The organism is Streptomyces sp. HSS9-12, assembly GCF_054963655.1.
Genome location: NZ_JBUEGC010000012.1, coordinates 90705 through 115959, shown reverse-complemented (window position 1 = coordinate 115959; position 25255 = coordinate 90705). Strand labels below are relative to the sequence as shown.

Annotated in this window: 19 protein-coding genes, 2 pseudogenes and 1 riboswitch; of the genes and pseudogenes, 10 read left to right on the top strand and 11 right to left on the bottom strand. The window is 71.3% G+C overall.

Annotation, left to right across the window (positions count from 1 at the left end; all coding sequences use genetic code 11):
• The first annotated feature begins 237 nt into the window (after positions 1-237).
• A complete protein-coding gene (locus tag ACY34J_RS09220; protein ID WP_462725966.1) occupies positions 238-1890 on the top strand; it encodes a DUF5691 domain-containing protein in 1653 nt (550 codons plus the stop codon).
• 266 nt (positions 1891-2156) lie between these two features.
• Here ACY34J_RS09220 and ACY34J_RS09215 read toward each other — a convergent pair whose 3' ends face one another.
• Positions 2157-2567 (bottom strand): cobalamin B12-binding domain-containing protein, encoded by a 411-nt coding sequence (locus ACY34J_RS09215; RefSeq protein WP_462725967.1) that lies wholly within the window; start codon positions 2565-2567, stop codon positions 2157-2159.
• Positions 2568-2960: 393 nt separating this feature from the next.
• On the opposite strand from ACY34J_RS09215, the gene ACY34J_RS09210 reads away from it, so the two are divergent.
• Both ACY34J_RS09210 and ACY34J_RS09205 read left to right on the top strand, forming a co-directional pair.
• Complete coding sequence (locus ACY34J_RS09210) at positions 2961-3881, top strand: esterase/lipase family protein (RefSeq protein WP_462725968.1); 921 nt, start codon at positions 2961-2963, stop codon at positions 3879-3881.
• Positions 3882-4112: 231 nt separating this feature from the next.
• The gene (locus tag ACY34J_RS09205; RefSeq protein WP_462726067.1) at positions 4113-5657 is read left to right on the top strand and encodes a M23 family metallopeptidase; all 1545 of its coding nucleotides are present in this window, start codon (positions 4113-4115) and stop codon (positions 5655-5657) included.
• Positions 5658-5742: 85 nt separating this feature from the next.
• Here ACY34J_RS09205 and pcrA read toward each other — a convergent pair whose 3' ends face one another.
• The gene (pcrA, locus tag ACY34J_RS09200; protein WP_462725969.1) at positions 5743-8208 is read right to left on the bottom strand and encodes a DNA helicase PcrA; all 2466 of its coding nucleotides are present in this window, start codon (positions 8206-8208) and stop codon (positions 5743-5745) included.
• A 258-nt stretch (positions 8209-8466) separates the two neighbouring features.
• Positions 8467-8665: riboswitch (cyclic di-AMP (ydaO/yuaA leader) on the top strand.
• An 8-nt stretch (positions 8666-8673) separates the two neighbouring features.
• Here pcrA and ACY34J_RS09195 point away from each other — a divergent pair.
• Positions 8674-9843 (top strand): C40 family peptidase, encoded by a 1170-nt coding sequence (locus tag ACY34J_RS09195; RefSeq protein WP_462725970.1) that lies wholly within the window; start codon positions 8674-8676, stop codon positions 9841-9843.
• A gap of 152 nt (positions 9844-9995) precedes the next feature.
• On the opposite strand, the gene ACY34J_RS09190 is transcribed toward ACY34J_RS09195, so the two are convergent.
• Positions 9996-10349 carry a hypothetical protein gene (locus ACY34J_RS09190; RefSeq protein ID WP_462725971.1) on the bottom strand — a complete coding sequence of 118 codons (354 nt, stop codon included), beginning with the start codon at positions 10347-10349 and terminating at the stop codon, positions 9996-9998.
• A gap of 246 nt (positions 10350-10595) precedes the next feature.
• Between ACY34J_RS09190 and ACY34J_RS09185 the strand changes: the two genes are divergently transcribed.
• The gene (locus ACY34J_RS09185) at positions 10596-11627 is read left to right on the top strand and encodes a C40 family peptidase (protein ID WP_462725972.1); all 1032 of its coding nucleotides are present in this window, start codon (positions 10596-10598) and stop codon (positions 11625-11627) included.
• 55 nt (positions 11628-11682) lie between these two features.
• Here ACY34J_RS09185 and ACY34J_RS09180 read toward each other — a convergent pair.
• Positions 11683-12891, bottom strand: a pseudogene (locus ACY34J_RS09180) (multidrug effflux MFS transporter); the annotation flags it as partial.
• A 111-nt stretch (positions 12892-13002) separates the two neighbouring features.
• Between ACY34J_RS09180 and ACY34J_RS09175 the strand changes: the two are divergent.
• On the top strand, positions 13003-13488 hold the full coding sequence (locus ACY34J_RS09175) for a MarR family winged helix-turn-helix transcriptional regulator (protein WP_462725973.1): 486 nt from the start codon (positions 13003-13005) through the stop codon (positions 13486-13488).
• A gap of 30 nt (positions 13489-13518) precedes the next feature.
• Here ACY34J_RS09175 and ACY34J_RS09170 read toward each other — a convergent pair whose 3' ends face one another.
• The 3 genes from ACY34J_RS09170 to ACY34J_RS09160 all read right to left on the bottom strand — a co-directional run bounded on the left by ACY34J_RS09170 (position 13519) and on the right by ACY34J_RS09160 (position 17181).
• On the bottom strand, positions 13519-14199 hold the full coding sequence (locus ACY34J_RS09170; RefSeq protein ID WP_462725974.1) for a LuxR C-terminal-related transcriptional regulator: 681 nt from the start codon (positions 14197-14199) through the stop codon (positions 13519-13521).
• Entirely contained in the window at positions 14196-15485 is a 1290-nt protein-coding gene (locus tag ACY34J_RS09165) for a PspC domain-containing protein (protein WP_462725975.1), read from the bottom strand. The genes ACY34J_RS09170 and ACY34J_RS09165 overlap by 4 nt, the downstream gene beginning before the upstream one ends.
• A gap of 91 nt (positions 15486-15576) precedes the next feature.
• A complete protein-coding gene (locus ACY34J_RS09160) occupies positions 15577-17181 on the bottom strand; it encodes a serine/threonine-protein kinase (RefSeq protein WP_462725976.1) in 1605 nt (534 codons plus the stop codon).
• Between the two features lie 114 nt (positions 17182-17295).
• On the opposite strand from ACY34J_RS09160, the gene ACY34J_RS09155 reads away from it, so the two are divergent.
• Positions 17296-18606, top strand: a complete 1311-nt coding sequence (locus ACY34J_RS09155) for a PspC domain-containing protein (protein WP_462725977.1) — start codon at positions 17296-17298, stop codon at positions 18604-18606.
• A 108-nt stretch (positions 18607-18714) separates the two neighbouring features.
• On the opposite strand, the gene ACY34J_RS09150 is transcribed toward ACY34J_RS09155, so the two are convergent.
• From ACY34J_RS09150 to guaA, 4 genes and pseudogenes are all read right to left on the bottom strand, one after another.
• Positions 18715-19296 (bottom strand): DoxX family protein, encoded by a 582-nt coding sequence (locus ACY34J_RS09150; RefSeq protein ID WP_462725978.1) that lies wholly within the window; start codon positions 19294-19296, stop codon positions 18715-18717.
• 100 nt (positions 19297-19396) lie between these two features.
• Entirely contained in the window at positions 19397-20518 is a 1122-nt protein-coding gene (locus tag ACY34J_RS09145; RefSeq protein ID WP_462725979.1) for a hypothetical protein, read from the bottom strand.
• A 163-nt stretch (positions 20519-20681) separates the two neighbouring features.
• Positions 20682-21038: pseudogene (locus ACY34J_RS09140) on the bottom strand (Uma2 family endonuclease); the annotation flags it as partial.
• A gap of 156 nt (positions 21039-21194) precedes the next feature.
• Entirely contained in the window at positions 21195-22781 is a 1587-nt protein-coding gene (gene guaA, locus ACY34J_RS09135) for a glutamine-hydrolyzing GMP synthase (protein ID WP_462725980.1), read from the bottom strand.
• 331 nt (positions 22782-23112) lie between these two features.
• Between guaA and ACY34J_RS09130 the strand changes: the two genes are divergently transcribed.
• The 3 genes from ACY34J_RS09130 to ACY34J_RS09120 all read left to right on the top strand — a co-directional run bounded on the left by ACY34J_RS09130 (position 23113) and on the right by ACY34J_RS09120 (position 25213).
• On the top strand, positions 23113-23403 hold the full coding sequence (locus tag ACY34J_RS09130; RefSeq protein WP_462725981.1) for a chorismate mutase: 291 nt from the start codon (positions 23113-23115) through the stop codon (positions 23401-23403).
• Positions 23390-23587, top strand: a complete 198-nt coding sequence (locus ACY34J_RS09125) for a hypothetical protein (protein ID WP_462725982.1) — start codon at positions 23390-23392, stop codon at positions 23585-23587. Before ACY34J_RS09130 ends, ACY34J_RS09125 begins: the two co-directional genes overlap by 14 nt.
• 585 nt (positions 23588-24172) lie before the next feature.
• Entirely contained in the window at positions 24173-25213 is a 1041-nt protein-coding gene (locus ACY34J_RS09120) for an LAETG motif-containing sortase-dependent surface protein (protein ID WP_462725983.1), read from the top strand.
• The last annotated feature ends 42 nt before the right edge of the window (positions 25214-25255 follow it).

Here is a 25255-nt window from a genome sequence, read left to right as displayed (position 1 = left end):
ACGCGGGCCCCTGCCGCTGGCGCCACCGGTTCCGCTCGGCCTATGCGGGCCGGGCCCGTGGGCCCGGTGCGATACCGCACTGCCCGCGCCCACGGCGCACCCGGAACGGCCTCCGGCGCCCTGCCGTCGGCGCCGCCGTACCGCTGCCGCCTCGGGCACGGCGGCCAGCCGACCGCGGGAGCCCCGGCACTCCACACAACTCGAACATTCGTTCTCGACGCAGGCCTGGGGGACCACATGACCACGACAGCCGAACCTTGCGCTCCGCCCTGGGAGGAGCTGGTCACGGCCGCGCTGCTCGGTACCGAGCGGCGGACGCCTCCAGTGGCCACGGCCGGGCGTGAACCCGCGGCCGCGCTTCTGGCCGCGGCCGCGGTCAGCACCGTGCGGCGCCGGGCCGGGCTGCTGCCTGCCGAGGCGCAGCCGCTGCCCGCCCCGGCGCCAGAAGATGTGCGGCCGCCGCTGCCGGCCGCCGCCCGGCGGCGGCTCACCATGCTGCTCACGGACCGAGCCGCCGGTCCCGGCGGCGGGGGCCGCCGGGGTGCCGCGCCCGACCTGGCCGAGCTGCTCCCCCAGTGGCTGGCCGCCGCGAACCGGCGCGGTTACCAGGCGCCCGCCGCCCTCCTGCCCGCGCTCCTGGACGCGGCCCGGGCCCGTACCGACCTGCGCCCCGAGGCGCTGACGCTCGCCGGCCCCCGGGCACTGTGGCTGGCCCGGCTCAACCCGGAGTGGAAGTTCGCGCTGCGGGGGAGCCTGCCGCAGGCCGGAGAGGATGCTGCCGTGGCCGCCACCGGCAGCCCGGCCGACCTTGCCGCAGACCCGGTGGCCATCCGGCAGCTGTGGGACGAGGGCCTGTTCGCCGAGCGGGTCGTGCTGCTCACGGCTGTACGCCGCCGGGAACCCGAGGCCGCTCTCGCGCTGCTCGGCTCGACGTGGTCGACCGAGCGGGCCGAGGACCGCCTGATGTTCCTCGACTCGCTGCGTACGGGGCTCTCCGAGGCGGACGAGCCCTTTCTGGAGCAGGCCCTGTCGGACCGCAGCCGGAACGTCCGAGCCACCGCCGCCGAGCTGCTGTCGGCCCTGCCGGGGTCGGCACTGGCCGCGCGTATGGCCGAGCGGGCAGCCTCCTGCGTGACCCTGGGCGGCACCGGCACGGACCGGACGGCCGTGATCGCTGTCGACGCGCCGCATGAGTGCGACGCCGCCATGCAGCGCGACGGGATAGTCCTGAAGCCGCCGTCCGGGCGCGGCGAGCGCGCGTGGTGGCTGGGCCAGCTGGTAGAGGCCACACCGCTCGGCTCCTGGTCCGATCGGCTTGGCGGCCGCAGCCCGGAGGAGATCGTGGCTCTGCCCGTGGCCGACGGCTGGCAGTCGGAGCTGCACGCCGCCTGGTGCCGGGCTGCCGTGCGGCAGCGGGACAAGGTGTGGTCCCGCGCCCTGCTCGGCGCCCCGGCGGCCTCGCCCTCCGCCGCGCCAGGCGCCACCTCGCTGGGCGAGCGGGCCAAGCTGCTGTCGGCGCTGCCCGCCGCGGAGCGGGCGGGGTGGGTCGCGGGGTTCATCGCGGCACACGGCCTGTCGGAGGCGTTCCAGCTGCTGGGCGTATGCGCGGTGCCATGGGCCGAGCCGCTCGGCCGGGCCGTGGTGGACGCGCTGGACATCGCACGGGACGCGGGCAGCTACCCGTGGAGCTTCAGCGGTGTGATGGGCCTGGCCGAGCGCTGCCTGGACCCGGCTCAGGCCGACCGGCTCGAAGTGCTCACGGCGATACCGGACGAGCCGGACGGCGCCTCGCCGGGCGCGGGCGGCTACTGGTCCGAGGCGTTCCAGCGACTCGTCGGCACCTTGCGGCTACGCGCCACGATGCTCGCCGAACTCAACGCCCCGGCCTAGCGGCCCGCACCGTACCTGGACGGACCTGCGGCTTGGACGCAGCGCGACTGCTCAACCGATGGCATCACCCGCCAGGGCGCGGCTGGTGGGAATCGAGTCGACGGCATTCCGGAGGCGCTCGATGGGATGCTCGCAAGGAGCGGACGCCGGGCGCTGGTCGTCTTCCCGCAGCGGGCGGGCCGCGCGCTGGTCGTCTTCCCGCAGCGGGCGGGCCGCGCGCCGCCGTGTCGGTCCGCTACCGAGGGGCTGACCGCACCCCGCAGGGATCAGGCAGCGAGCTGGCGGACGTTTGCGCGGACCCACTTGACCACGTCGCCGGTCGGCGTGCCCGGGGTGAAGATTTCCGCCACGCCCAGCTTCTTGAGCGGGGGAATGTCCGCCTCCGGGATGATGCCGCCGCCGAATACCTTGATGTCCTCCGCGTCGCGCTCCTTCAGCAGCTCCAGCACCTTCGCGAAGAGCGTGTTGTGCGCGCCCGAGAGGATGGACAGGCCGATCGCGTCGGCGTCCTCCTGGATCGCCGTGTCGACGATCTGCTCCGGGGTCTGGTGCAGCCCGGTGTAGATGACCTCCATGCCGGCGTCACGCAGAGCCCGCGCGATGACCTTCGCTCCGCGATCGTGGCCGTCGAGCCCCGGCTTCGCCACCACGACGCGGATCGGACCCGACACACCCATCACTGCCTCCATGTACGACTGCGGTCAACGGCCGCTGTGGCCCCCCACCGGGCCCGGAAGCCCAGGGAGTGAACGAACGTTATCGCCAGCATCCCGCACCTGGCAGTTTCACGGAGGCCAGGGAGGGGGAAATCACACAGTGGGACAGTTTCACAAAGCGCGCCGTACCCACATCAGTCACCGGTCGGCGGCCTCAAGGAGGCGCTGGAGGCGGCTGAGCCGTTGGGGCGGTTCGCAAGGAGAGCCGCAGCGAGGCCTCCCACCCCGCGGTACTGCCGAGGGGCCCGGGATCCGGCCCGCGGAAGACCGGCCATTCAGGCCCTCGCCACGGCTTTCCGTGAGGGCACACGGGGGACGGAGCCGTACCCGTCGTGCCGTACGGGAGGTCGGCCTATGAGCACGCTGCCCTTTCTCTCCGGTGTTCTGCGCCCCTCCGTCGAACTCGTCAGGGCCACGGCGCTCGATCTGCTTGTCCTCGCCGGACACGTACTCCTGTACCCCACCGGGGTAGTGCAGGAGCGTCCCTCACCGGACCGGCCGCTGGACTCACCGCCGTCCCTCCCGGGGCCCACGGAGGCGCAGGACGACGACGCGGATCCGGCGAGCGGATCGACCCAGTCCACCCGGTCGACCGGACCGTCTTCGACCGGCAGCACACGACGTTTGCCCAACCCGGACCGCCCACCCGTTCTTCTGCTCCACGGCTTCATCGACAACCGCTCCGTGTTCGTCCTCCTGCGCCGCTTCCTGCGGCGATACGGCTGGCGCCAGGTTGAAGCCCTCAACTACTCCCCACTGAGCTGCGACATCCGCGATGCAGCGGCACTGCTCGGACGCCACGTCGAGGAGGTCTGCGCGCGCACCGGGCACGACCGGGTGGATGTGGTCGGCCACAGCCTCGGCGGACTGATTGCCCGCTACTACGTCCAGCGGCTCGGCGGAGACCAGCGCGTACGCACCCTCGTCACCCTCGGCACCCCGCACTCCGGCACCCGGGCCGTGCCCCTGCTGTCGGCCCACCCGATAGTGCGGCAGATGCGGCCGGACTCCGATGTCATCCAGGAGTTGGCGCTCCCGGCCCCCGAATGCGCCACGCACTTCGTCAGCTTCTGGAGCGACCTCGACCAGCTTGTGGTCCCGCTCGAGTCCGCCCAGGTCAACCACCCGGACCTGATCTCGCACAACGTACGGGTCAGCGGCATCGGACATCTGGCACTTCCGGTGCACGGTGCCGTCGCCGCGGGAATCCGCGAGGCGCTGGAGGCGCAGACTTCCGGCGCCACCACGGCCGCCAACGAGATCTCCGTGGCCTGAGCCCACCCGGCCCCGGCCGCCGATCCATGGCCGAGACCGGGGCCGGAAGGTGCGAACCTTCGCCCAACGGCAGTCGAACGAGGGGCCAATCTCCGGTCCCCAGTCCGTCGAAAGGCGGCCAAATGCCCGCTCTCGGGCGGGCTGAAACCTGCCAAAGATTGTCGACGTCGCGTACCGCCGGGTACAGTCGCCGCTAATTCTCCTGCTGCCGAGGCGAAAGAGAAGTTGGTGGTGAACGACCGTCACCCGTCGGGGAACTCGTCCCCGACCGCCCCTGCGGCTGACGCCTCGTACGGGCACTATCCGCAGTACGACGCGCAGGCCGCTCAGCACGGCTACGCCGGGTACGACGGCTACTCCACCGGCACCTTCGAGAACCTGGTCAGCCCGTACGGCGACGCTGATCCGCTCTTCGGCGCCATGCCTGGCGATACCTACGGCACGGGCCATCACCACTACGGCACCGGTCAGTACGACGTCAGTCAGCCCCAGACGGGCCTGTACGAGGCCGGCGGCTATGACACCGGCAGCTACGACACCGGCCAGTACGCCACCACCGTCGGCTACGGCACCTACGACCCGCAGGGTACCTACCAGGCGTCGTACGAGACCGGCAGTTACGACACCACCACCGCGTGGGGGTATGTCGACTACGGGACAACAAACCCGGGCATTCCCGCCCAGGACGGACCGGCACCCGTAGAGTCCTACACAACCGGCCAGTGGGACACAGGCAGTTACACCACATCAGCTGTCGACGCCGAGGCGCAGACGCAGACTTGGGACGCCGCCTCCTACGCGGATTACGACGCCACCTTCGCCGTGGAGTCGTACGACCCGGCCCCCGAGGCCGAGCCTGAACACACGGCCGCCGTCGATGCCGTGGCCGCCCACGACCTCGACGGCCAGTACGACGCCGAGAGCCAGTACGACACGGAGTTCGGTGACGTCACCGAGCCCGCCGATGAGCCTCTCGCCGAGGACGGCGCCGAAGCCGATGTCGTGACCGCCGCCGAGCCGGGCCCCATTCCCGGTCCTCGCCGCGCGGGGAACCGCCGCCGCACCCCCGCCCGGCGCTCCGCCCTTCTCACGGTCGCCGTTCCGTCCGCCGCCGTCATGGGCGTGGCGGGCATCGCCGCCGCCTCCGTCAGCGATCTCGACAACAGCCAGAGCGACACAACGACGCAGGCCGCCGCGCCGTCCGTGCAGCCGGCCGCGGCCAACAGCAAGCTCGACACGCAGCTGGCCGGTCTCACGGCCGATGCCGACGACTTCGCCGACCGAGCCAGCCGTACGCAGGAGCGCATCGACCTCAAGCAGCGGCAGCTGGAGGAGAAGAAGCGCCGGGAGGCGGAGGCGGCGCGCCGCGAGGCGATGCGCCCGAAGTTCGCGCTGCCGGTCTCGCAGCACGGGCTCAGCGCCTACTACGGCCAGGCCGGTGTCAACTGGATGTCGGTGCACACCGGCATCGACTTCCCGGTCTCCTACGGCACGCCTGTGATGGCCGCGACCGACGGCACCGTGCGCACGCAGTACAACATCGCGTACGGCAACATGGCCATAGTCACCGCCCCCGACGGCACCGAGACGTGGTACTGCCACCTCAGCAGCACCAAGATCCGGTCCGGCTCGGTCAAGGCGGGGGACGTCATCGCCTACTCCGGCAACTCCGGTAATTCCACCGGCCCGCACCTGCACTTCGAGGTGCACCCCGGCGGCGGCTCGGCCGTCGACCCGCTGCCGTGGCTGCGCGGCCACGGCCTCGACCCCAGCTGAGCCCGGCCCCCAGCGGCCCGACCCGAGGCACGCCGGGCTGCCCGGCCCAGCCTGAGCCGGACCGGCAACAGCCGCGCGTCTCGGGCTACAGCTTCTCGACCGGCGCGTACCGCAGCAGGAGCACCTTCGGCTTCTCGTCGCCGAAGTCGATCGTCGCCTTCGCGTCGTGTCCGCTGCCCGCCACCGAGACCACGGTCCCCAGCCCGAACTGGTCGTGCGTGACCCGGTCCCCGACCGCCAGCGCGATCACCGGCCGCTCCTGGACCTTGCGCGCGGCCGAGCCGCTCGCCCCCGCCTTCGACCGAGCGGACGACAGCGAGGACGCGATCCCGCCCCCGGCCAGCGCGCCCATCGACGCCGACGGCACCGCAGGCCCCGTACGCCGCCAGGCGACGTACTGCTCCGGGATCTCCTCCAGGAAGCGGGACGGCGGGTTGTACGCCGGCTGCCCCCAGGCGCTGCGCATCGTGGAACGCGTCAGATACAGCCGCTCCTGGGCGCGGGTGATGCCCACGTACGCGAGCCGCCGCTCCTCCTCCAGCTCCTTGACCTGGCCGAGGGCGCGCATGTGCGGGAAGACCCCGTCCTCCATGCCGGTCAGGAAGACGACGGGGAACTCGAGCCCCTTCGCGGTGTGCAGCGTCATCAGCGTGATGACGCCGGAGCCCTCCTCCCGCTCCTCCTCGTCCGGGATCTGGTCCGAGTCGGCGACCAGGGCGACCTGCTCCAGGAACTCCGCGAGCGTGCCGGGGCTCTCCTCGGGCCGCTCCTGCTCGAACTCGAGCGCGACCGCCGCGAGCTCCTGGAGGTTCTCCACGCGCGTCTCGTCCTGCGGGTCGGTCGAGGCCTGCAGCTCCGCCAGATAGCCCGAGCGCTCCAGAACCGCCTCCAGGATCGTGGCGGGCCCGGCGCCGGACTCCACGATCGTGCGCAGCTCGTCCATCAGCGCGTTGAAGCGCTTGACGGCGTTCGCCGAGCGGGCCGCCATGCCGTACGCCTCGTCGACCCGGCGCAGCGCCTGCGCGAAGGAGATCTTCTCGCGCAGCGCCAGTGCCTCGATCATGGCCTCGGCCCGCTCACCGATGCCGCGCTTGGGGACGTTGAGGATGCGGCGCAGCGGGACGGTGTCCTCGGGGTTGGCGAGCACGCGCAGATAGGCCAGCACATCGCGGACCTCCTTGCGCTCGTAGAAGCGCACGCCCCCGACGACCTTGTACGGCAGCCCGACCCGGATGAAGATCTCCTCGAAGACACGGGACTGGGCGTTGGTGCGGTAGAAGACGGCGACGTCGCCCCCCTTGGCGTCGCCCGCGTCGGTGAGCCGGTCGATCTCGTCGGCGACGAACTGGGCCTCGTCGTGCTCGTTGTCCGCGACATAGCCGGTGATCGCGGCGCCGGCACCGGCGTCGGTCCACAGGTTCTTGGGGCGGCGGTTCTCGTTCCGCTCGATGACGGCGTTGGCGGCGTTGAGGATCGTCTGGGTGGAGCGGTAGTTCTGCTCCAGCAGGATCGTGGTGGCGTCCGGGTAGTCCTCCTCGAACTGGAGGATGTTGCGGATGGTCGCCCCGCGGAAGGCGTAGATCGACTGGTCGGCGTCGCCGACGACGCACAGCTCCCCGCTGTGCTCGCCGGTCCCGACCAGCTCGCGCACCAGCGTGTACTGGGCGTGGTTGGTGTCCTGGTACTCGTCGACCAGGACGTGCCGGAAGCGGCGCCGGTAGTGCTCGGCGACGTCCGGGAACGCCTGCAGCAGGTGCACGGTGGTCATGATGATGTCGTCGAAGTCCAGGGCGTTGGCCTCGCGGAGCCTCGACTGGTACAGCGCGTACGCCTCGGCGAGCGTCTTCTCGAAACCGTCCGACGCCTGCCCGGCGAAGGTCTCCTCGTCGATGAGCTCGTTCTTGAGGTTGGAGATCTTCGCGCTGAAGGACTTCGGGGGGTAGCGCTTGGGGTCCAGGTCCAGGTCACGGCAGACCAGGGACATCAGGCGCTTGGAGTCGGCGGCGTCGTAGATCGAGAAGCTGGAGGTGAAGCCGAGCTTCTTGCTCTCCCGGCGCAGGATGCGCACGCAGGCACTGTGGAAGGTGGAGACCCACATGGCCTTCGCCCGGGGTCCGACCAGAGCCTCGACGCGCTCCTTCATCTCGCCCGCGGCCTTGTTGGTGAAGGTGATCGCGAGGATCTGTCCGGGGTGGACACCGCGGTGGGCGAGCAGGTACGCGATCCGGTGGGTGAGCACCCGGGTCTTGCCGGACCCGGCGCCGGCGACGATGAGCAGCGGCGAACCGGTGTGCACCACGGCGGACTTCTGCTGGTCGTTCAGCCCCTCGAGCAGCACGGCGGGGTCGACGACGGGCCGGACAGCGCCGTCCCGGTAGTACGCGTCCCGGTCCACCGGAGCGCCGAGGGCGCCACCGAAGAGGTCCGCCGGTTCGCCCTCGGGCGCGGGCACAGCCGTGCCCTCGGGCCCGGTGGTGTCCTCGGGCGGCGGGTGCTCGTCGTCGGAGGGCTCGAGGTCCGCCAGAAAGCTGTCGTCAAAGAGGCTGCTCATCGCCCACCGAGTCTAGGCCGCTCCACCGACAGCCCACACCGCTTCACCAACGCGGCGCTCCGGGTCGGGGGATTGTCGCCCAGTCATCCACTGAACACGGCCGGGACGGCGAAAAACCTCACCTCGTGCAGCGCACAACGAATTGGTCACGACGAGGTTTCGGGCATATCGCACATCAGTCTTCACAGAAGCCCCACGCGTTGGCTACGGTGCTCGATCAGGCGGCCCGAACCCCTCGCCGGCGAACAGCGTCAGCACGGGCTGCCTCCGCCGAATCCGGCTCTGCCATCCCTGACAGGACAGGCACCCGGAGCCGGGGACCCACATGCAAGACCGGGGTGAATCGGTCAGTACGCGCGCACCGCGTATCGCGCACTCGTGCGCGTACGGACCGTAGGGCAACCTTCCGATCGCCCGAACCCGACAGCTAACCCGGTAGGCGGTCCACGGAAGGAGACGCGCGCCTTGGCGTCGCACCGCAAACCGCGGACCGGAATACTCGCTGCACATCACTCACGCCGCACCGCGGTCGGCCTGACGACGGCCGCCCTCGCTTCGGCGACGTTTTTCACGCAGAACGCCGGTGCCGCGCCGAGCGAGCCGAAGCAGTCGATCGAAGAGGTCCAGCGCAAGGTCGACGAGCTCTACCGGCAGGCGGGGACCGCCACCGAGAAGTACAACGCGGCCAAGGAGCGCACCGAGCAGCAGCGCGTCCGGGCCGACCGGCTGCTGGACGACGTCGCACGCCAGACGGAGAAGCTCAACGAGGCGCGGCGCATCCTCGGCAGCTATGCCGCCGCGCAGTACCGCAACGGCGGGATGGCCCCGACCGCGACCCTGCTGCTGGCCTCGGATCCGCAGGACTACTTCGACCAGGACCACATGCTGGAGCGGATGACGGGCCGGCAGCAGCAGGCGGTCTCGGAATTCCAGACCCAGCAGGAGGAGACCACGCGGAAGCGCGCCGAAGCGGCGCGCAGCGTGACGACGCTGACCGATTCGCAGGAGCAGCTGCGGAGCAGCAAGGAGTCGGTCCAGCGCAAGCTCGCCGAGGCCCGTGACCTGCTGTCGAAGCTGACCGCCGAGGAGCGCGCCCGGCTGGCGGCGATCGAGCGCGAGAAGCGTGAAGCGGCCGAGCGCAAGGCGGCGGAGCTGGCGCGTCAGCAGGCGGCCGCGGAGAAGCGCCGGCAGGAGCAGCAGGCGCAGGAGCAGCAGGCGCAGGAGCAGAGCCAGAGCACGGGCGACAGCACCGGCACCGGGACGAGCACCAGCGCGGACACATACGCCGCGAAGGCCGCCAAGGTGCTCGACTTCGCACGGGCCCAGATCGGCAAGCCGTACGTCTGGGGCGCCACCGGCCCGAACTCCTTCGACTGCTCAGGGCTGACCCAGGCCGCCTGGAAGGCCGCCGGCGTCTCGCTCCCGCGCACCACCTGGGACCAGGTGAAGGTCGGCACCCGGGTCGCCACGTCCGACCTTCAGCCGGGTGACCTGGTCTTCTTCTACAACGACATCAGCCACGTCGGGATCTACATCGGCGACGGGCAGATGATCCACGCGCCGAAGCCGGGGGAGAACGTCCGTACCGAGTCGATCTACTACATGCCGATCTACGGCGCCGTGCGGCCGGCGTAGCCGCCTGCGGCGGGCCCCGGGCGGGCGGGCCAGTCCGCTTCCGGCCGGGCTCGCCTTCACCGACAGGCGCCGGCGCCCGCCTGCGGGGTGGGCTCTTTGCCCCCGCCGCCGGGCGCCGGCGCCACCAGCTTTGAGGAGGGGCGACGCCGCCGTCAGGTCCAGAGGACCGCGATGAACACGTTGGCCATCGTGAGCAGGCCGACCGCCCCGAACTCCGCCTTGCCGGCCTTCTCCTCGTCCCGCTTGACGTAGACCAGGCCGAGGATGACGACCAGCAGCGCCAGCTTCACGCCGATCTTGATGTTGTTCACGGCCTGACCGTCGGCCTCGTTCAGGCCCACCAGTGCGACGCCCGTGACGAGCATGGTCAGTGCGCCGTGCAGCATGCCCGGGACGAAGCGGGCCGCTCCCGCACTCATCGCCTTCATCTGCGTGAAGAATCCGCCGAGCAGGGCCGCGATGCCGATGATGTGCAGGCCGACGAAGGCATTGATGAGTATGTCCATGCGGCGGAGCCTAGCCGGGCCCATATCAGCGCCCAGCACCGAGGTGTGCGTCAATCGCGGCATCGGTCACAGCAGCGATGCAAATTCCCAGACCTGCGGCAAATCACCCGGACCTTCCGTTCACGGCCACGATCAAACCGCCCAATTCCCGTCATCTCAGGGCCTTATGACGTCCGGCGGCTCTAGCGTCACCACGCCACTCCCCCAGCACGTACGCACCATTGTGAGAAGGATGTGACGGCCGTCATGGCCTCGCACAGAAAGCCCAAACACCGAACGCTCAGCCGCACCACCGCCCGTACGGCCGCGGCGCTCGCTCTCGCCGGCGCCGCGAGCGTCACGACCCTCGACAGCGCGGTGCACGCCGAGCCCCGGCTCACCCCGGCCGAGGTGAAGGCGAAGGTCGACCAGCTGCACCAGGAGGCCGAGGAGGCCGTCGAGCGCTACAACGGCGCGAAGGAGCGCTCCGAGCAGGCGCGGAAGGCGGTCGAAGATCTTCAGGACGAGGCGGCCCGCAAGACCGCCCGGCTGCTCGCCTCCCGCAACGCACTGGGCTCCACGGCCACCGCCCAGTACCGGTCCGGCAGCGTGGACCCGGCCCTGCAGCTCCTGCTCTCCTCCTCACCCGAGCAGTACCTCGACCACGCCTCGCTCATCGACCGGGCGGGCAGCCGCCAGGCCGCCGCGGTCAGCGGCATCGGCCACCAGTTGCGGGCCATCGACCAGCTCCGCAGCCGCGCCGGTGAGAAGCTGGCCCAGCTCCGGAACGACCAGGCCGAACTGCGCCGGCACAAGCGGGCAGTACGGGACCGGCTCGCCGCCGCGCAGCGGCTCCTCGACCAGCTGCCGCCCGCCCAGCGCGCGGCGCTGTTCGCCCAGGACCAGCTCGGTTCCTCCGCCCGCATGTCCGGTATGCCGCAGGCTCCCAACTCCCGGGCGGCACACGCTGTCGCCTTCGCATACGGCGCCCTCGGCAAGCCGTACGTCTGGGGCGCCACGGGCCCGGCCGCGTACGACTGCTCAGGCCTCACCCAGGCCGCGTGGAAGGCCGCCGGTGTCTCCCTCCCCCGCACCACCTACACCCAGATCGCCGCCGGCCGGCGCATCCCCCGGTCCGAGCTGGCCCCGGGCGACCTGGTGTTCTTCTACTCCGGTGTCAGCCACGTCGGGCTCTACATCGGAGCCGGCCAGATGATTCACGCTCCGCACCCCGGTGCCCCGGTCCGGATCGCCCCTGTCGACCAGATGCCCTTCGCGGGCGCGACCCGCCCGGCGTAACCAGATAGTGCACCACGACGGCCATGGCCGCGAAGGCGGCGATGACCGCGGCCATGGGCAGCGCCGACCCCGTTCCCCCGAGGCCGGCCAGCGGTGCGGTGACGCCGCCCAGCGCGTACTGGAGCAGGCCGAGCAGAGCGGACGCGGTGCCGGCCGCCTGCGGGTGCTCCGCCATCGAAAGCGCCGTGGAGTTCGGCATGATCAGGCCGATGCTCGCGACCAGTACGAACAACGAGGCGAGCACGGCCGGCAGCCCGCGGCCGGTGAGCACCGACAGCAGCAGCGCCCCCGCGCCTGTGGCGCACAGGGCCAGCCCGGCCCGTAGCAGCGTCTGCGGGGAGCTGCGCGCCAGCAGCCAGGCGTTGCACTGGCCGAGCAGCACGATGCCCAGCGCGTTGGTGCCGAAGACGAGACTGAACTGCTGCGGGTCCAGCCCGTACACCTTCTGCAGGGCGAAGGACGACGCGGAGATGTACGCGAACATGGCCGCGAAGCCGCAGCCGCCCGCCAGGGCGTACCCCATGAAGCTCCGGTCCCGCAGCAGCGCGCCGAAGCTGCGTATGGTCTGCCCGAGGCCGCCGGTGCGGCGCCTGGCCGCGGGCAGGGTCTCGTCCAGTACGAGTACGGCGGCGGCGAGGAGCAGCGCGCCGATCAGGGCGAGCGCGGTGAAGATCCCGCGCCAGTCGGTGAATCGCAGCAGCTGGCCGCCGACGACCGGAGCGAGGATCGGGGCAAGGCCGTTGACCAGCATCAGCAGGGAGAAGCAGCGGGCCGCGGCGGCTCCGCTGTACAGGTCCCGGACGATGGCGCGGCTGATCACGATGCCTGCCGCGCCCGCCACGCCCTGAACCAGCCGCAGCCCGGCCAGAGCGGTGACGTTCGGCGCCAGCGCGCACAGCAGGGAGGCCACGGCGTACCCGGCCAGGCCGATGACCAGGGGCCCCCGCCGTCCCCAGCGGTCGCTGAGCGGACCCGCGAGCAGCTGACCGAGGGCGAGGCCCGCCAGACAGCTGGTGAGGGTCAGCTGGACATCGGCGTCCTGGACCGCGAAGTCCCGGGCGAGCGCGGGCAGCCCGGGCAGGTACATGTCCAGTGACAGGGGGCCGAACGCCGAGAGCGCCCCGAGGACGACAAGCAGTCGTAGCCGCTGCGGGCGGCCCGCCGCCGGCGCGGGAGGGGCGCTCTCCGTGGGCCGGGCAGGGGAAGAGCCGGGGATCACGAGCGGGGTGCCTTTCCGGGGTTGAAGAGCTCGGCGGGAACCCATCGTACGAGTTTGCTGAGCAGTCAGCAATTGATGAATCAGTTACTTCCCGCACAGTAGAATGCCTTCCGCAGACCTCCGACGGATCGGATCAAGAGGAAGGCGACCAGCGGGATGGGCTCCGGATCACAGCGACGCACCGCCGCCGAAGTGGCCGGCGGCCAGTTGGTCCGCGAGTTCGGGCTGCTCCTGCGGGCCACAACTCGCCTTGAACAGCGCATCAATGCCGCCATGCGGGACGAATGCGGGATCAGCCACGTGATGTTCGAGGTGCTGCTGCGCCTGTGCCGGGACCCCGGCGAGCAGGTCTCCCAGCGCACCCTCGCCGAAGACCTCATCCTCACCAGCGGCGGCATCACGCGACTGATCGACCGGATGGAAGAGGCGGGCCTGGTTCGCAGACGGCCATCCGCCTCCGATCGCCGGGTCACGCTCGTCGAGGCGACCCGGCAGGGCGAAAAGGCGTTCCTGAAGGCCGCCGACGTCCACGCCCGCGTCCTGGAGCACTGCTTCGTCGCACCGGTCGCCGACGAAGACCGCCGCCGCTTCACCGCCGCGCTGGAGCGGATCAATACGGCTCTGCAGGCCGACGCCCCATAGTGCCGCGGCAGCGCCGCGACCGGCCGCGCGTCAGACCAGCCTGCGCGCCGTCGCCCAGCGCGTCAGCTCGTGCCGGTTGCTCAGCTGCAACTTCCGCAGCACTGCCGACACATGGCTCTCCACGGTCTTCACCGAGATGAACAGCTGCTTCGCGATCTCCTTGTACGCGTAGCCGCGCGCGATCAGCCGCAGCACCTCGCGCTCGCGCTGGGTGAGCCGGTCGAGGTCCTCGTCCACCGGCGGCGCGTCGGTCGAGGCGAACGCGTCCAGTACGAACCCCGCCAGCCGCGGCGAGAAGACCGCGTCGCCGTCCGCGACCCGGAAGACCGCGTCGACGAGATCCGCGCCCGTGATGGTCTTGGTGACATAGCCGCGTGCCCCGCCCCGGATCACACCGATCACGTCCTCGGCCGCGTCCGACACCGACAGCGCCAGGAACCGCACCGGTTGCTTCGGGTCCGCCATCATCGTCGCGCAGCGCCGCAGCACCTCCACGCCGCCACCGCCCGGCAGATGCACATCCAGCAGTACGACCTCCGGCCGGGTCGCGGCGATCACGGTGACGGCCTGATCCACGTCCGCGGCCTCGCCGACCACCTCGACGCCCGTACTGGCCGTCTCCCCGATCTCGGCCTGCACCCCGGTCCGGAACATCCGGTGGTCGTCGACGAGGACAACCCGTACCCGGCGCTGAGCCGTCTCCTCGGTCATGCCCGCTCCATCTCCAGCTCCACTTCGGTCCCCCCGTCCGGCGCGGACCGCAGCCGCGCCGTGCCGCCGTTGCGCTGCATTCTGCCGATGATCGACTCCCGGACGCCCATCCGGTCCGCCGGCACCGCGTCCAGGTCGAAGCCCGGCCCCCGGTCCCGTACGGACATGAACACCCGGCGGTCTTCCACCTCCGCGTAGACCTGCAACGGACCGCCTTCGCCACCGTACTTGGCCGCGTTGACCATCGCCTCGCGCGCGGCCTGCATCTGTGCGCCGAGCTTCTCATCCAGCGGGCAGTCGCCGACGCACACGACCTCCACCGGCACCCCGTGGTGGTCCTCGACCTCCGCCGCCGTGCGCTTCACCGCCTCCGCAACGGTCTCCGGCTCCTCGGCCGCGTCCTTGCCCCGGCCTTCGGGCCGGTAGAGCCAGGCGCGCAGCTCCCGTTCCTGCGCCCGCGCCAGCCGGGCGACTTCCCTGGGGTCCTCGGCGCTGCGCTGGATCAGGGTCAGCGTGTGCAGTACGGAGTCGTGGACGTGCGCCGCGACCTCGGCCCGCTCCTGTGCCCGGATGCGCATCAGCCGCTCCTCCGAAAGGTCCTGCGCCATCCGCACCAGGTACGGGCCCGCCAGCAGCGCGATGCCGATGACGACGGCGAGCGCTGCCGTCAGTACGTTGCCGAGCTGCGCGACCTGCCCTCGTACGACGACGAATCCGCTGAACCCGGCCATGACCAGCACCACTCCCGCCGCGGCGCGTGCCAGTGGCAGCAGCCGCCTGCGCCGGCTCATCTCGACCCAGTGCGCGCGGCGGGCGTTGTCAGCCTGGCGCCAGACGAGGGCGACGCCCGCGCCGGTCAGCAACAGCGGCCAGATGTAGGCGTGCATGGCCCCGAGCTGGACGCTGTTGAGGAAGACCCCCATCAGGACGACCAGCGCCAGCAGGGCGAACAGCTGCCCCTTGTCGGGCTTGCGGACGAACGGGCGGCGCCGGCCGTCCGCCCCGGTCTCAGCGGGCGCGGCCCGCCGGCCCGCCACCCCACCGACGCCGAGCGGTACGACGAACCAGAAGCCGGCGTAGAGCAGCGCGCCCAGCCCGTCGAGCATGAACAGGGCCACGAAGACGATGCGCACCCACGACACCGGCAGCCCCAGATGCCCTGCGAGCCCGCGTGTGACGCCGCCGAGCATCCGTCCCTCCGCACTGCGGTACAGCTTGCGCACCGGCGGGTCGTCGGGGGCGTCCGGCGACGGCGCGGAGTACGGGCGGCCTGAGGCGGCGGTCATGCACACGATCGTCACACGCCCGGTACGGCCCGGTCATCAGGGGCGACCCTGACCGTTCCTCAGGGTCGCTCCCCTGCCCGGCAGGGGGCGGCTACTGCTGCGGCAGCCGGAACCCCTCGCGTACACGGTCGAACACCGGCTTGTGGCGGGCCCAGTCGGCCTTCGGCGCCGAGAGGTAGATCGCGTACTCCCGCTCGCCGGGGTGGCCGAACCCGAGGTCGGCGGCGCGGTACTCGCGCGCCTTTCCCTGGAAGGTGAACTCCCAGTACGCCGCCGGTATCCCCCGGTACTCCGTCCGCTCCATCCGCAGCTGCCGGTAGCCGGGGAGCTTCCCTTCCGCCACGGACTTGGCCTCGTCGTCCTTCCAGTGCTGGAGGGGGTCGCTGCTGGCGAGGTCCAGTGCGGAGATCCGCAAGCCCACCAGCCCGGATGAATCGACGTACCCGACCTCGTTGGTCTCGTCGCGGTTCGGCAACGTCATGGGCTTCCAGCCGTCCGGGACCGGAAAGGAGACATCGAGGTCCTTTTCCGTGACCAGGTGATAGCCGTCCGGGACGGGCGGCGGTGGGGTCGTGGCCGAAGCACTCGCGCCTGCCGTCGGTTTACGGGGCGCAGTGCCCTTGGGGTCGCCGCCCTTGCCCTCCTTCCCGCCCAGACCGAGCAGCGCACCGCCCGCGGCGATCGCGGCCAGGGCCACGGCGCCGGCGACCCAGAGGGCCACGCGGCGGCGGCGCGGAGGCGTACGAGGGGCCTGCGTCGGCCGGTCCTCGGACTCCTCGGAGGCCAGTTGCCGCGGAGCGCCCTTGATGGCTGACTCGATCTCCGTGCGGTCCACCGCGGTCGTCGCGATGTCCGCCAGGGGCTCGCGCAGCCTCCGTTCCACCTCCTCCGCCGACGGGCGCTCGTCCGGCTCCTTGGCCAGCAGCTGCTCGACGAGCGGGGCCAGAGAGGCGCCCCGCGTCATCGGCTCCAGCGGGTCGACGGCGATCGCGTACGCCGTCTCGATGGGCGTCGGCTTACGGAACGGCGGTCGGCCCTCGACCGCCTCATAGAGCGTCGCGCCCAGCGCCCACAGGTCGGATGAGGGCCCCGGCGTACTGCCCTTGACCCGCTCGGGGGCCACGTAGTCGATGGAGCCGACCAGTTCGCCGGTCTTGGTGAGGGTGGAGGTGCCGGAGGCCATGGCGATGCCGAAGTCCGTGAGGACGACCCGCCCGTCCTCACCCAGCAGGACGTTGCCCGGCTTGACGTCGCGGTGCAGGACCCCGGCCGCGTGCGCCGCGCGCAGTGCCGCGATCATGCTACGGCCGATACGCGCCGCCTCTTCCGGCGTCACCGGCCCGTCCTCCTTGAGGACTTCGCCGAGCGTGCGCGAGGGCACGTGCTCCATGACGATGCACGGCAGCCCGTCGTCGTCCACGACGTCGTGCACCACGACCACATGGGGATGGGTGATGCGTGCGGCGCTGCGGGCCTCGCGACGCGTGCGCTCGTAGAGCGTGGCCAGTTCGTCGTCCGACAGGTGGGCCCTGACGTGCAACCGCTTGAGGGCCACATCGCGGCCGAGCAGTTCGTCCTCGGCGCGCCAGACGGTGCCCATGCCGCCGCTGCCGATCCGCTCCACCAGCCGGTACCGCCCAGCGATCAGCCGACCTTCGTCCGACACCATGCGCTGCCTCTGCTCCCCGTTGGCCATGGCTTCTTGCCATGGACTCGACACCTTAACGGGCGACGACAACAAGGCAATCTCAGGGATGGGTCAGGGTTGCACCGACTGCCGCCCGGGGCGCGGGGCCGTCAGCATGGAGGCATGACCGACCAGCACACCGTCTCCGGCACCACCTTCGCGGCGTCAGGGGCGCATTCGCGTGCCGTGCTGCCGCCACTGCGGCGCGGCCGCCGCAACAAGGTGATCGCCGGGGTGTGCGGCGGGCTCGGCCGGCACTACGACATCGACTCGGTGGTCTTCCGATTGGTGGCGGCCGTCCTCGCGGTCGCCGGGGGCATCGGTCTTCTCGCCTACGGCTTCGCCTGGTTGCTCATCCCGCTCGACGGCGAGGACGAGAACGAGGGCCGCAGGCTGCTGTCGGGGCGCGTCGAGGGGCCGGCCCTGACGGCACTGCTGTGCGCGCTGGCCGGCTGCGGTCTGCTGCTGTCGATGCTGGGCAACACCAGCGTGCTCGCCTTCGCCCTGGCGCTGTCGTTCGCGATCGCCGGGGCGGCGTACTGGTCGCAGCACCGCCGCCGCGCGGACCTCGAGGGCACGGCCGGACCGGCGACGGCGTGCCCGGCCGCGGGAAGTGCCACCCACCCCGCAGGCCATGGAGCGGCGCCCCCGGAGACGACAGCGCCGCCGGTGCCGGGCAGCCCCTCCTGGTGGCGCGAGCCGATCACCAAGGACGGTACGAGCGGCCCGACAGGCATCGGCTATCTGATGGGCGCCGTACCGTACGACACCAAGCACACGGCCCGGGGGCGGAACCGCCGCGAAGGCCCGTGGATCGGCGGCTGGACCTTTCTGCTCGCCATGGCCGCCGCGGCGGCCGGGATCCTCACCAGCTGGCGCTCTCAACCGCTGGGCACCAGCCTGGAGATCGGCTTCGGCTGTGCGCTGGCCGTCTTCGGCGCGGGATTCGCGCTCAGCGCGTGGTTCGGCCGGGCCGGCTGGGGCATGCTCGTGCCGGCCCTGCTGACCTGCCTGCTGCTGGCGGGTGCGACGGGCATCCCGAAGAGCATCACCACCGACTGGTCCCGTGTGGACTGGAAACCGGCATCGGCCTCGGCCGTACGGGCGGACTACAAGCTCGGCTCGGGAGTCGGGACGCTCGATCTGTCCCACGTACGGCTGCGGAAGGGGCAGGTGATCGTGACGGAGGCGGCCGTGGGTGCCGGACAGATGAAGGTCGTGGTGCCGGCCGACGCGACGGTGAGGCTGACGGCCAGAGTGGGCATCGGTGACGTGCAACTGCCCGGGGACCGGCCCGAGGACGTCGACGTCGCACCCGGACAGCAAACGGAGCTGACCCTCGAGCCGCCGAGGGACCGCACAGCGCGCGGCACGCTCGTCCTTGAACTCGAGGCCGGTGTCGGCCAGCTGGAGGTGCTCCGTGCGACGCCATGACTTCCAGCCGGCGAAGCTGATCGCTGGCCTGGTCCTGCTGGGCACCGCCGCGCCCCGCACCACCACAAAGCCTGCCCCCGCCCTTCGCGCGGGAGCAGGCCGCGTCGGTCAGTGGAGGACCGGCTGGGCGGACGACATATGTGCTGACGAGTGGCCCCGCCGCGACCACAGCGCGTCCAGCGACAGCTGCGGCGCGCCCGCGATGACCAGCGGGATCCAGGCCACCATGTAGATCAGGTCGTTGCCGTAGTAGTACGGATGCGTCTGCCAACTGACCGTCAGCCACAGGCTCAGCGATATCAGCACGCCGCCGATCGCCGCGAGGCGGCTCAGCAGGCCGACGAGCGTGCCGACCCCGACCGCCAACTCGCCGATGGCGATCCCGTATCCAAACCCCACCGGGTTCCGCAGCGCCAGGTCGACCATGGCCGGGATCGCCGCCTGGTCCCGTATCGACCGCATCAGGTCGCCTACAGAGCCGGTTCCGTTGGCGGCGAGGAAGGCGGGATCGGTGAGCTTGTCGATCCCGGCGTAGACGAAGGTGACGCCGAGGAAGAGCCTCAGCGGCAACAGCGCGTACCGCGAAGCGGAGTCCCGGAACGACCGGCTGCCAACCGGCCCACTCAGCCCTTCAAGCCCGGCCGGCCCAGCCAGCCCGCCGCCACTCTTCGAACGCTTCGCATGCCCCATGCTTGACCGTCCCTCCTCCGTCGCCGGCGCCGCGCGGGGACGATTCTCCCCACACATGTACGCCTCCCGGGAAGGGGTACGGCCGACTGTTCATTCAGGTTCAACCATCTACGACGTCAACCGGACAGCTGTTGCTCTGCGCTCCGGCGGCGGTAACCACCTGTACGTCCACCCTGCCCGGTTCGACCTCCGCCGGGACCGGCACGGTCAGCAGCGTGTCCGTCGGGTTGGCGAAGCCCCCGGAGACCGGCACCAGCGGCACATGCACATGCACCACTCCGATCCGTACGACCATCCGCGCGAGCGACTCGGGCGTCCGTGCGCCGAGCGGCAGAAACCCGGTGCCCCGGATCTCGATGTCGTCGCCGGGCCGGATGGGCCCGTCCAGATCGCCCGCCTCCCGGGCCCGGACGACCGACAGGATGACGGGCCGCCCGCCCTGCCCGCACGCGGCGGCCAGATACGTGGCGGCGGAGACGGCCGACAACGCCACGATCCCCCACGGCAGATGGGGCAGCCGCCGCGGCTCGAGCACCATCAGCACCAGGGCCAAGACCACGGCCGCGGCCGTCACCACCACATACTGCGCGCCCACGAAACTGCCGCGCCCGTCGTCGTCGGTCAGCAGGTCGATCAGGCGCGGCCGGTCCGCCGGCACCTTCTGCAGCCGCTTGGCCCGCACCCGTGCGGCCACGATGCCCTGTACGGCGACCGCCACCAGGCAGGTCAGGGCGACGGTGGTCAGCAGCCCGGCGGCGCGCCCCAACCGGAACCCCTCGAGCAGCCGGTGGCGGTCCGCCGCGACGGCGAGGTGGGCCGCGGGCAGCAGCACCCCGGCCACCGCGACCAGCACCCACACCGCTGCGACCGCCCGCGAGGTGGACACCCGGTTGTCGTCGCCGATGACCGGCCCGAGCAGCAGCCCGGCGCGCGTACGGCGCTGCCATATCCGGCCCGCCGCGCGCCCGGCCTCGGCGGCCGTACCCGCCGAGCGTGTCAGCTCGTCCGACACCCACTGCCGGGAGGCCCCGGCCGAGTGCGCGAGCGCGGCCGGCACGCCCTTCCCCGCCGCCAGTTCCTCCCGGCGCGCGATGAACGCGGCGACCGCGCGCCGGTGTCCCTCACGCGTGCCGTGCGGGCAGTCGCCGCAGGAGCAGCCACTGCCGTCATCGGGGCCATGGGTGCCTGCTCCCGCACCGCCTCTCGCCGACTCCACAGCCACAGGGCAACGCCACCTCTCTCCGCCGCGATGCTGTGCGCGGCAAACTTTCATGCGATGAGAGGGAATTGTGCCGTAGTGGGAGCGAGGTTCAGGCAAGCACCTTGGAGCCGCGTCGCGCGTCCCAGTCGCCGGCCCGCTACAGGTGGTCGATCTCGGTGAGGTCGACCACCTCCACCGCGAGGACGACGTCCTTGGCCCGGTAGTGCGTCTCCTCCGCCCCGGAGACGGCCTCCGCTCCGATCACCGAGACGTCCGGCTCCGGCCCCTGGCGCTTGTCGATGACCACCGTCATCTCGCGTCGCACCCGCAGGTGCTCGGGGAGCGTCCTGCGCAGCCCTGACTCCAGCACGTCCAGCGCCAGGGAGTGGAAACTCCTCTGCGGGCTTACGAATACGAGGCTCCCGTCGATCAGCTCGGTGTGCGGCGGGAGGTCGGGCAGCGTCAGCAGATCGTCCACGGTGTAGCCGTCCTGCGGCGGGACCGGCCAGTGCGGCGCGGCCGACGGCACGGACTCGGGCAGGGGCTCTGCCGGTCACGATTCCTCCCATCGAGGGGATTCTCGGCCGTGTGTCCGCGTAACGGGCGGCAACGGCGACGCCGCCACCCAAACGTGTGAGCGACGGCGTCGGCGTTGACGAAGATCGGGTGGGGTCCCCCATGCCGAAGGCCAGGGGAGTCACTCCCACTCGATGGTGCCCGGCGGCTTGCTGGTGACGTCCAGCACCACGCGGTTGACCTCGTCGACCTCGTTGGTGATGCGTGTCGAGATCCTCGCCAGCACGTCGTACGGCAGACGCGACCAGTCGGCGGTCATCGCGTCCTCGGACGAGACCGGGCGCAGCACGACGGGGTGCCCGTAGGTGCGGAAGTCACCCTGCACGCCGACGGAGCGCACGTCCGCCAGGAGCACGACCGGGCACTGCCAGATGTCGCCGTCCAGACCGGCCTTGGTCAGCTCCTCGCGGGCGATGGCGTCGGCCTCGCGCAGCAGGTCCAGCCGCTCCTTGGTGACTTCGCCGACGATCCGGATGCCCAGGCCCGGGCCTGGGAACGGCTGCCGCTGGACGATCTCCTGCGGCAGGCCGAGCTCCTGGCCGACCATGCGGACCTCGTCCTTGAAGAGGCGGCGCAGCGGCTCGACGAGCTTGAACTGCAGGTCCTCGGGGAGGCCGCCCACGTTGTGGTGGGACTTGATGTTGGCGGTGCCGGTGCCGCCGCCGGACTCGACGACGTCCGGGTAGAGGGTGCCCTGGACCAGGAACTCCGCGGTCTCGCCGTGCGCACCCGCCTCGGCGACGATCTCGCTGGCGGCCTGCTCGAAGACCCGGATGAACTCCCGGCCGATGATCTTGCGCTTCTGCTCAGGGTCGCTGACCCCGGCCAGCGCCTCGAGGAACCGCTCCTCGGCGTCCACGACCTTCAGCTGTACGCCGGTCGCGGCGACAAAGTCCTTCTCGACCTGCTCGGACTCGCCCTTGCGCATCAGGCCGTGGTCGACATAGACGCAGGTCAGCTTGTCGCCGATGGCCTTCTGGACGAGGGCCGCGGCCACCGCGGAGTCCACACCGCCGGACAGGCCGCAGATCGCGCGCTTGTCCCCGACCTGCTTACGGATCGCCTCGATCGACTCCTCGACGACGTTGTGGGTCGTCCACGTCGGCTGCAGGCCGGCGCCGCGGTAGAGGAAGTGCTCGAGCACCAGCTGGCCGTAGGTGGAGTGCATCACCTCGGGGTGGTGCTGTACGCCGTAGAGCCGCTTCGCGTCGTTCTCGAAGGCGGCGACGGGCGTGCCGGGGGTCGAGGCGGTGACGGTGAAGCCGTCCGGCGCCTCGGTGACCGAGTCGCCGTGCGACATCCACACCGACTGCTCACCGGGAGTGCCCTCGAAGAGGGTGGAGCCGGTGCGGACGACAGTCAGCGGGGTGCCGCCGTACTCGCGGGTGCCGGTGTGGGCGACGGTGCCGCCGAGAGCCCGGGCCATGGCCTGGAAGCCGTAGCAGATGCCGAGGACCGGTACGCCCGCGTCGAACAGCTCACGCCCGACGTTCGGGGCGTCATCGGCGTAGACCGACGACGGGCCGCCGGAGAGGATGATCGCCTTGGGGTTCTTGGCGAGCATCTCGTCGACCGGCATGGTGTGCGGGACGATCTCGCTGTAGACGCGGGCCTCGCGGACGCGGCGTGCGATGAGCTGGGCGTACTGGGCGCCGAAGTCGACGACGAGTACGACGTCGGGGGCGGCGGCTGGGGTCGCTGATGACACTTCGGCGGCCTTCCGGCGGTTCGGGGGGATTCTGGACTTCCATCCTAACGGGGCTGTGCGGAGGCACCGCCGTCTCAGTATCCGGGCCCGAAGTGGCCGGTCCCGGCCGCTCCCGCCATACTGGGGCCCATGCGCAAGCACGTGACCTTCGTCTTTACCTATGGCACCGGCCCGTCCGGCTGCTGTGGGTTCGTCGGTTGTGCTGCTTGAGCCACTGACAAGCGACTTCCCAGGCGCCCCGGGCCGACACCAGGCCCGGGGCGTCCTGCGTTCTCCGGGTCCGGGGCCGGCCGGCGAGGGCATCCGACGAGATCCCCGAGGAGACAGCGAGATGAGCACCCCCACCGCGGCGGAGACCACCGGCGCACGGACCGACGAGGCCGCCGCCTTGATCAGCAACGCGCGCGAGCGCATCGACGATCTGGACGGGCGGATCATCGGCCTTGTACAGGAACGCATCGCCGTGTCCACGGCGATCCAGCAGGCCCGGATCTCTTCCGGCGGACGGCGGGTGAACCTGTCCCGGGAGATGGAGATCCTCAGCCATTACCGGGACCAGCTGGGGCGTCCCGGCACCGCTCTGGCCATGACGCTGCTGGAGCTGTGCCGTGGCCGGATCTGAGGTGCGCGCCGTGTCGCGCGAGCCGGCGCGTTCGGGCCGGCGCGTTCGGGCCGGTACGTACGGGCCGGTACGTACGGGCCGGTACGTACGGGCCGGCTGGTACGTACGGGCCGGCTGGTACGTACGCGCCGGGGCGTACGGGCTGGTGCGCACGTTCTGGTCCCGTCACCCGTACGGCGCGTGACCGGCCCCGGAGTCCCCTCGTTGTCCCGGTGACCGTGCCAGCCAGGGGCGGCCAATGAACCACGCGTGGCTCCGCCCATGTTCATTGGGGCGCCCAGCAGCAACAGGGCGGAACCGCTGGAGCGTGTGACGTGCGGACCGGCTTGACTCAAGCGGTGCATGTCGTGGGACCACGCTTCAGCGCGTGACCGGTCAGCAGGGGACAGCAGCCCGGTCACGGCCAAAGGGGCGGTCGGTTCCTGGGACGCCTGGGACCGGCCGCTTCGCTCTCCCTTTCTCCCCGTGCACGAACGGTCTGCCCCTCGACGCCGTCCGGCGCCGCCCTGACGTCGGTCCGGCAACGCGAAGGGCCCCGGACCGCCCCGCACAGCTGCGGTACTGGGCCCTTCGCGTTGCCCGAGCGGCCGACCAACTCCCTTGTGACGTGCGTCACATGCGCGAAACGGTTCTTCGCACAACCATCCGTGCCGCTTATGGGTCACCTATCTGCAAACGCACGGCCCAACCGCGCCTTATACCCCCCACCGCGACGGCCACCCATGCCTGTGCTGCAGTCGGCAGCACTCCGGACCCTGAAGAGGTCTTCATGAAGCTCCGCCGCGCCCTGGCGACTGCTGCCGCGACAGCAGTCATCGCTCCTGCTGCGCTGCTCGCCGCGCCCGCCGCCTACGCGGAGGAACCGACCCCCTCCGAGACCGCGACCACGGAAGCGCCGAACCCGGGCACCTCCGAGACCACCACCACCGAGCCGTCCTCCGACACCTCTCAGACCGCGACCACTGAGGCGCCGGACCCAGGCAACTCCGAGACCGAGACGGCCGACCCGGGCACCTCCGAGACGGCGACCACCTCGCCGGACCCGAGCACCAGCACCGAGCCCACCGCGGACCCCTCGGACGACCCGTCCGACGGCCCGGTCGAGTGCAGCGACGAGGGCGACGAGCTGCAGATCGACGACAACCTCATCACCAGCTTCTCCGGCCTGCCCTCGAAGATCGTCGCGGGCAGCGGCTTCCACAGCTTCAAGCTGAACGTCACCAACAAGTCGGACACCGCCTACAAGCGGGTCGACCTCGGCGTCTTCGCCGCGCAGATCGACGAGGACACCTGGGACGTCAACACCGGGCACCTGACGCTGCAGTTCCGGGACCCCGACACCGGGGCGTGGCAGAACATCTCCCTCGACGAGAACGACGAGGGCGCCGGCTACGTGGGCTACACCGATGTCGCGGCGCACACCAGCTACTCGGTCAGCCTGCGTCTGAGCGTGGACGCCTCCGCGCCGGCGGGCATGGGCTTCGCCTTCAGCATCGGCGTCTACGCCAATGACGCGGGCGACTGCGTCTACTCCGGTGGCGAGAGCTACTACGAGTTCGACGTCCTCGCAGCCGGCTCGAAGCCGGGCCACGTTCCGGGCGCCAAGCCGCAGGAGGGTGGCAAGAAGCCGATCCCGTCCACCAAGCCGTCCGGCAACAAGGAGATCAACCCCCAGGGGAACCTTGCCGAGACGGGTTCCTCCTCGGCGCTGCCGGCCATCGCCACCATCGGCGGTGTCGCCATGGTCGTGGGCGCCGGCGCGATCTTCGTCGTTCGCCGCCGCAAGGCCGCGGGGGCCGAGGTCGCGTAACGTCCTCCGGCCCGACGCTGAACTGATCCGGCGCCTCGCGCC

Bases quoted from the DNA above. Each gene is read 5' to 3' on its own strand.
- ACY34J_RS09165 (WP_462725975.1), bottom strand. From the start codon at position 15,485: ATGACCGCCGCCTCAGGCCGCCCGTACTCCGCGCCGTCGCCGGACGCC.
- ACY34J_RS09185 (WP_462725972.1), top strand. From the start codon at position 10,596: ATGGCCTCGCACAGAAAGCCCAAACACCGAACGCTCAGCCGCACCACC.
- ACY34J_RS09130 (WP_462725981.1), top strand. From the start codon at position 23,113: ATGAGCACCCCCACCGCGGCGGAGACCACCGGCGCACGGACCGACGAG.
- ACY34J_RS09175 (WP_462725973.1), top strand. From the start codon at position 13,003: ATGGGCTCCGGATCACAGCGACGCACCGCCGCCGAAGTGGCCGGCGGC.
- ACY34J_RS09155 (WP_462725977.1), top strand. From the start codon at position 17,296: ATGACCGACCAGCACACCGTCTCCGGCACCACCTTCGCGGCGTCAGGG.
- ACY34J_RS09170 (WP_462725974.1), bottom strand. From the start codon at position 14,199: ATGACCGAGGAGACGGCTCAGCGCCGGGTACGGGTTGTCCTCGTCGAC.
- ACY34J_RS09215 (WP_462725967.1), bottom strand. From the start codon at position 2,567: ATGGGTGTGTCGGGTCCGATCCGCGTCGTGGTGGCGAAGCCGGGGCTC.
- ACY34J_RS09150 (WP_462725978.1), bottom strand. From the start codon at position 19,296: ATGGGGCATGCGAAGCGTTCGAAGAGTGGCGGCGGGCTGGCTGGGCCG.
- ACY34J_RS09210 (WP_462725968.1), top strand. From the start codon at position 2,961: ATGAGCACGCTGCCCTTTCTCTCCGGTGTTCTGCGCCCCTCCGTCGAA.
- pcrA (WP_462725969.1), bottom strand. From the start codon at position 8,208: ATGAGCAGCCTCTTTGACGACAGCTTTCTGGCGGACCTCGAGCCCTCC.
- ACY34J_RS09190 (WP_462725971.1), bottom strand. From the start codon at position 10,349: ATGGACATACTCATCAATGCCTTCGTCGGCCTGCACATCATCGGCATC.
- ACY34J_RS09160 (WP_462725976.1), bottom strand. From the start codon at position 17,181: ATGGCCAACGGGGAGCAGAGGCAGCGCATGGTGTCGGACGAAGGTCGG.
- ACY34J_RS09220 (WP_462725966.1), top strand. From the start codon at position 238: ATGACCACGACAGCCGAACCTTGCGCTCCGCCCTGGGAGGAGCTGGTC.
- ACY34J_RS09120 (WP_462725983.1), top strand. From the start codon at position 24,173: ATGAAGCTCCGCCGCGCCCTGGCGACTGCTGCCGCGACAGCAGTCATC.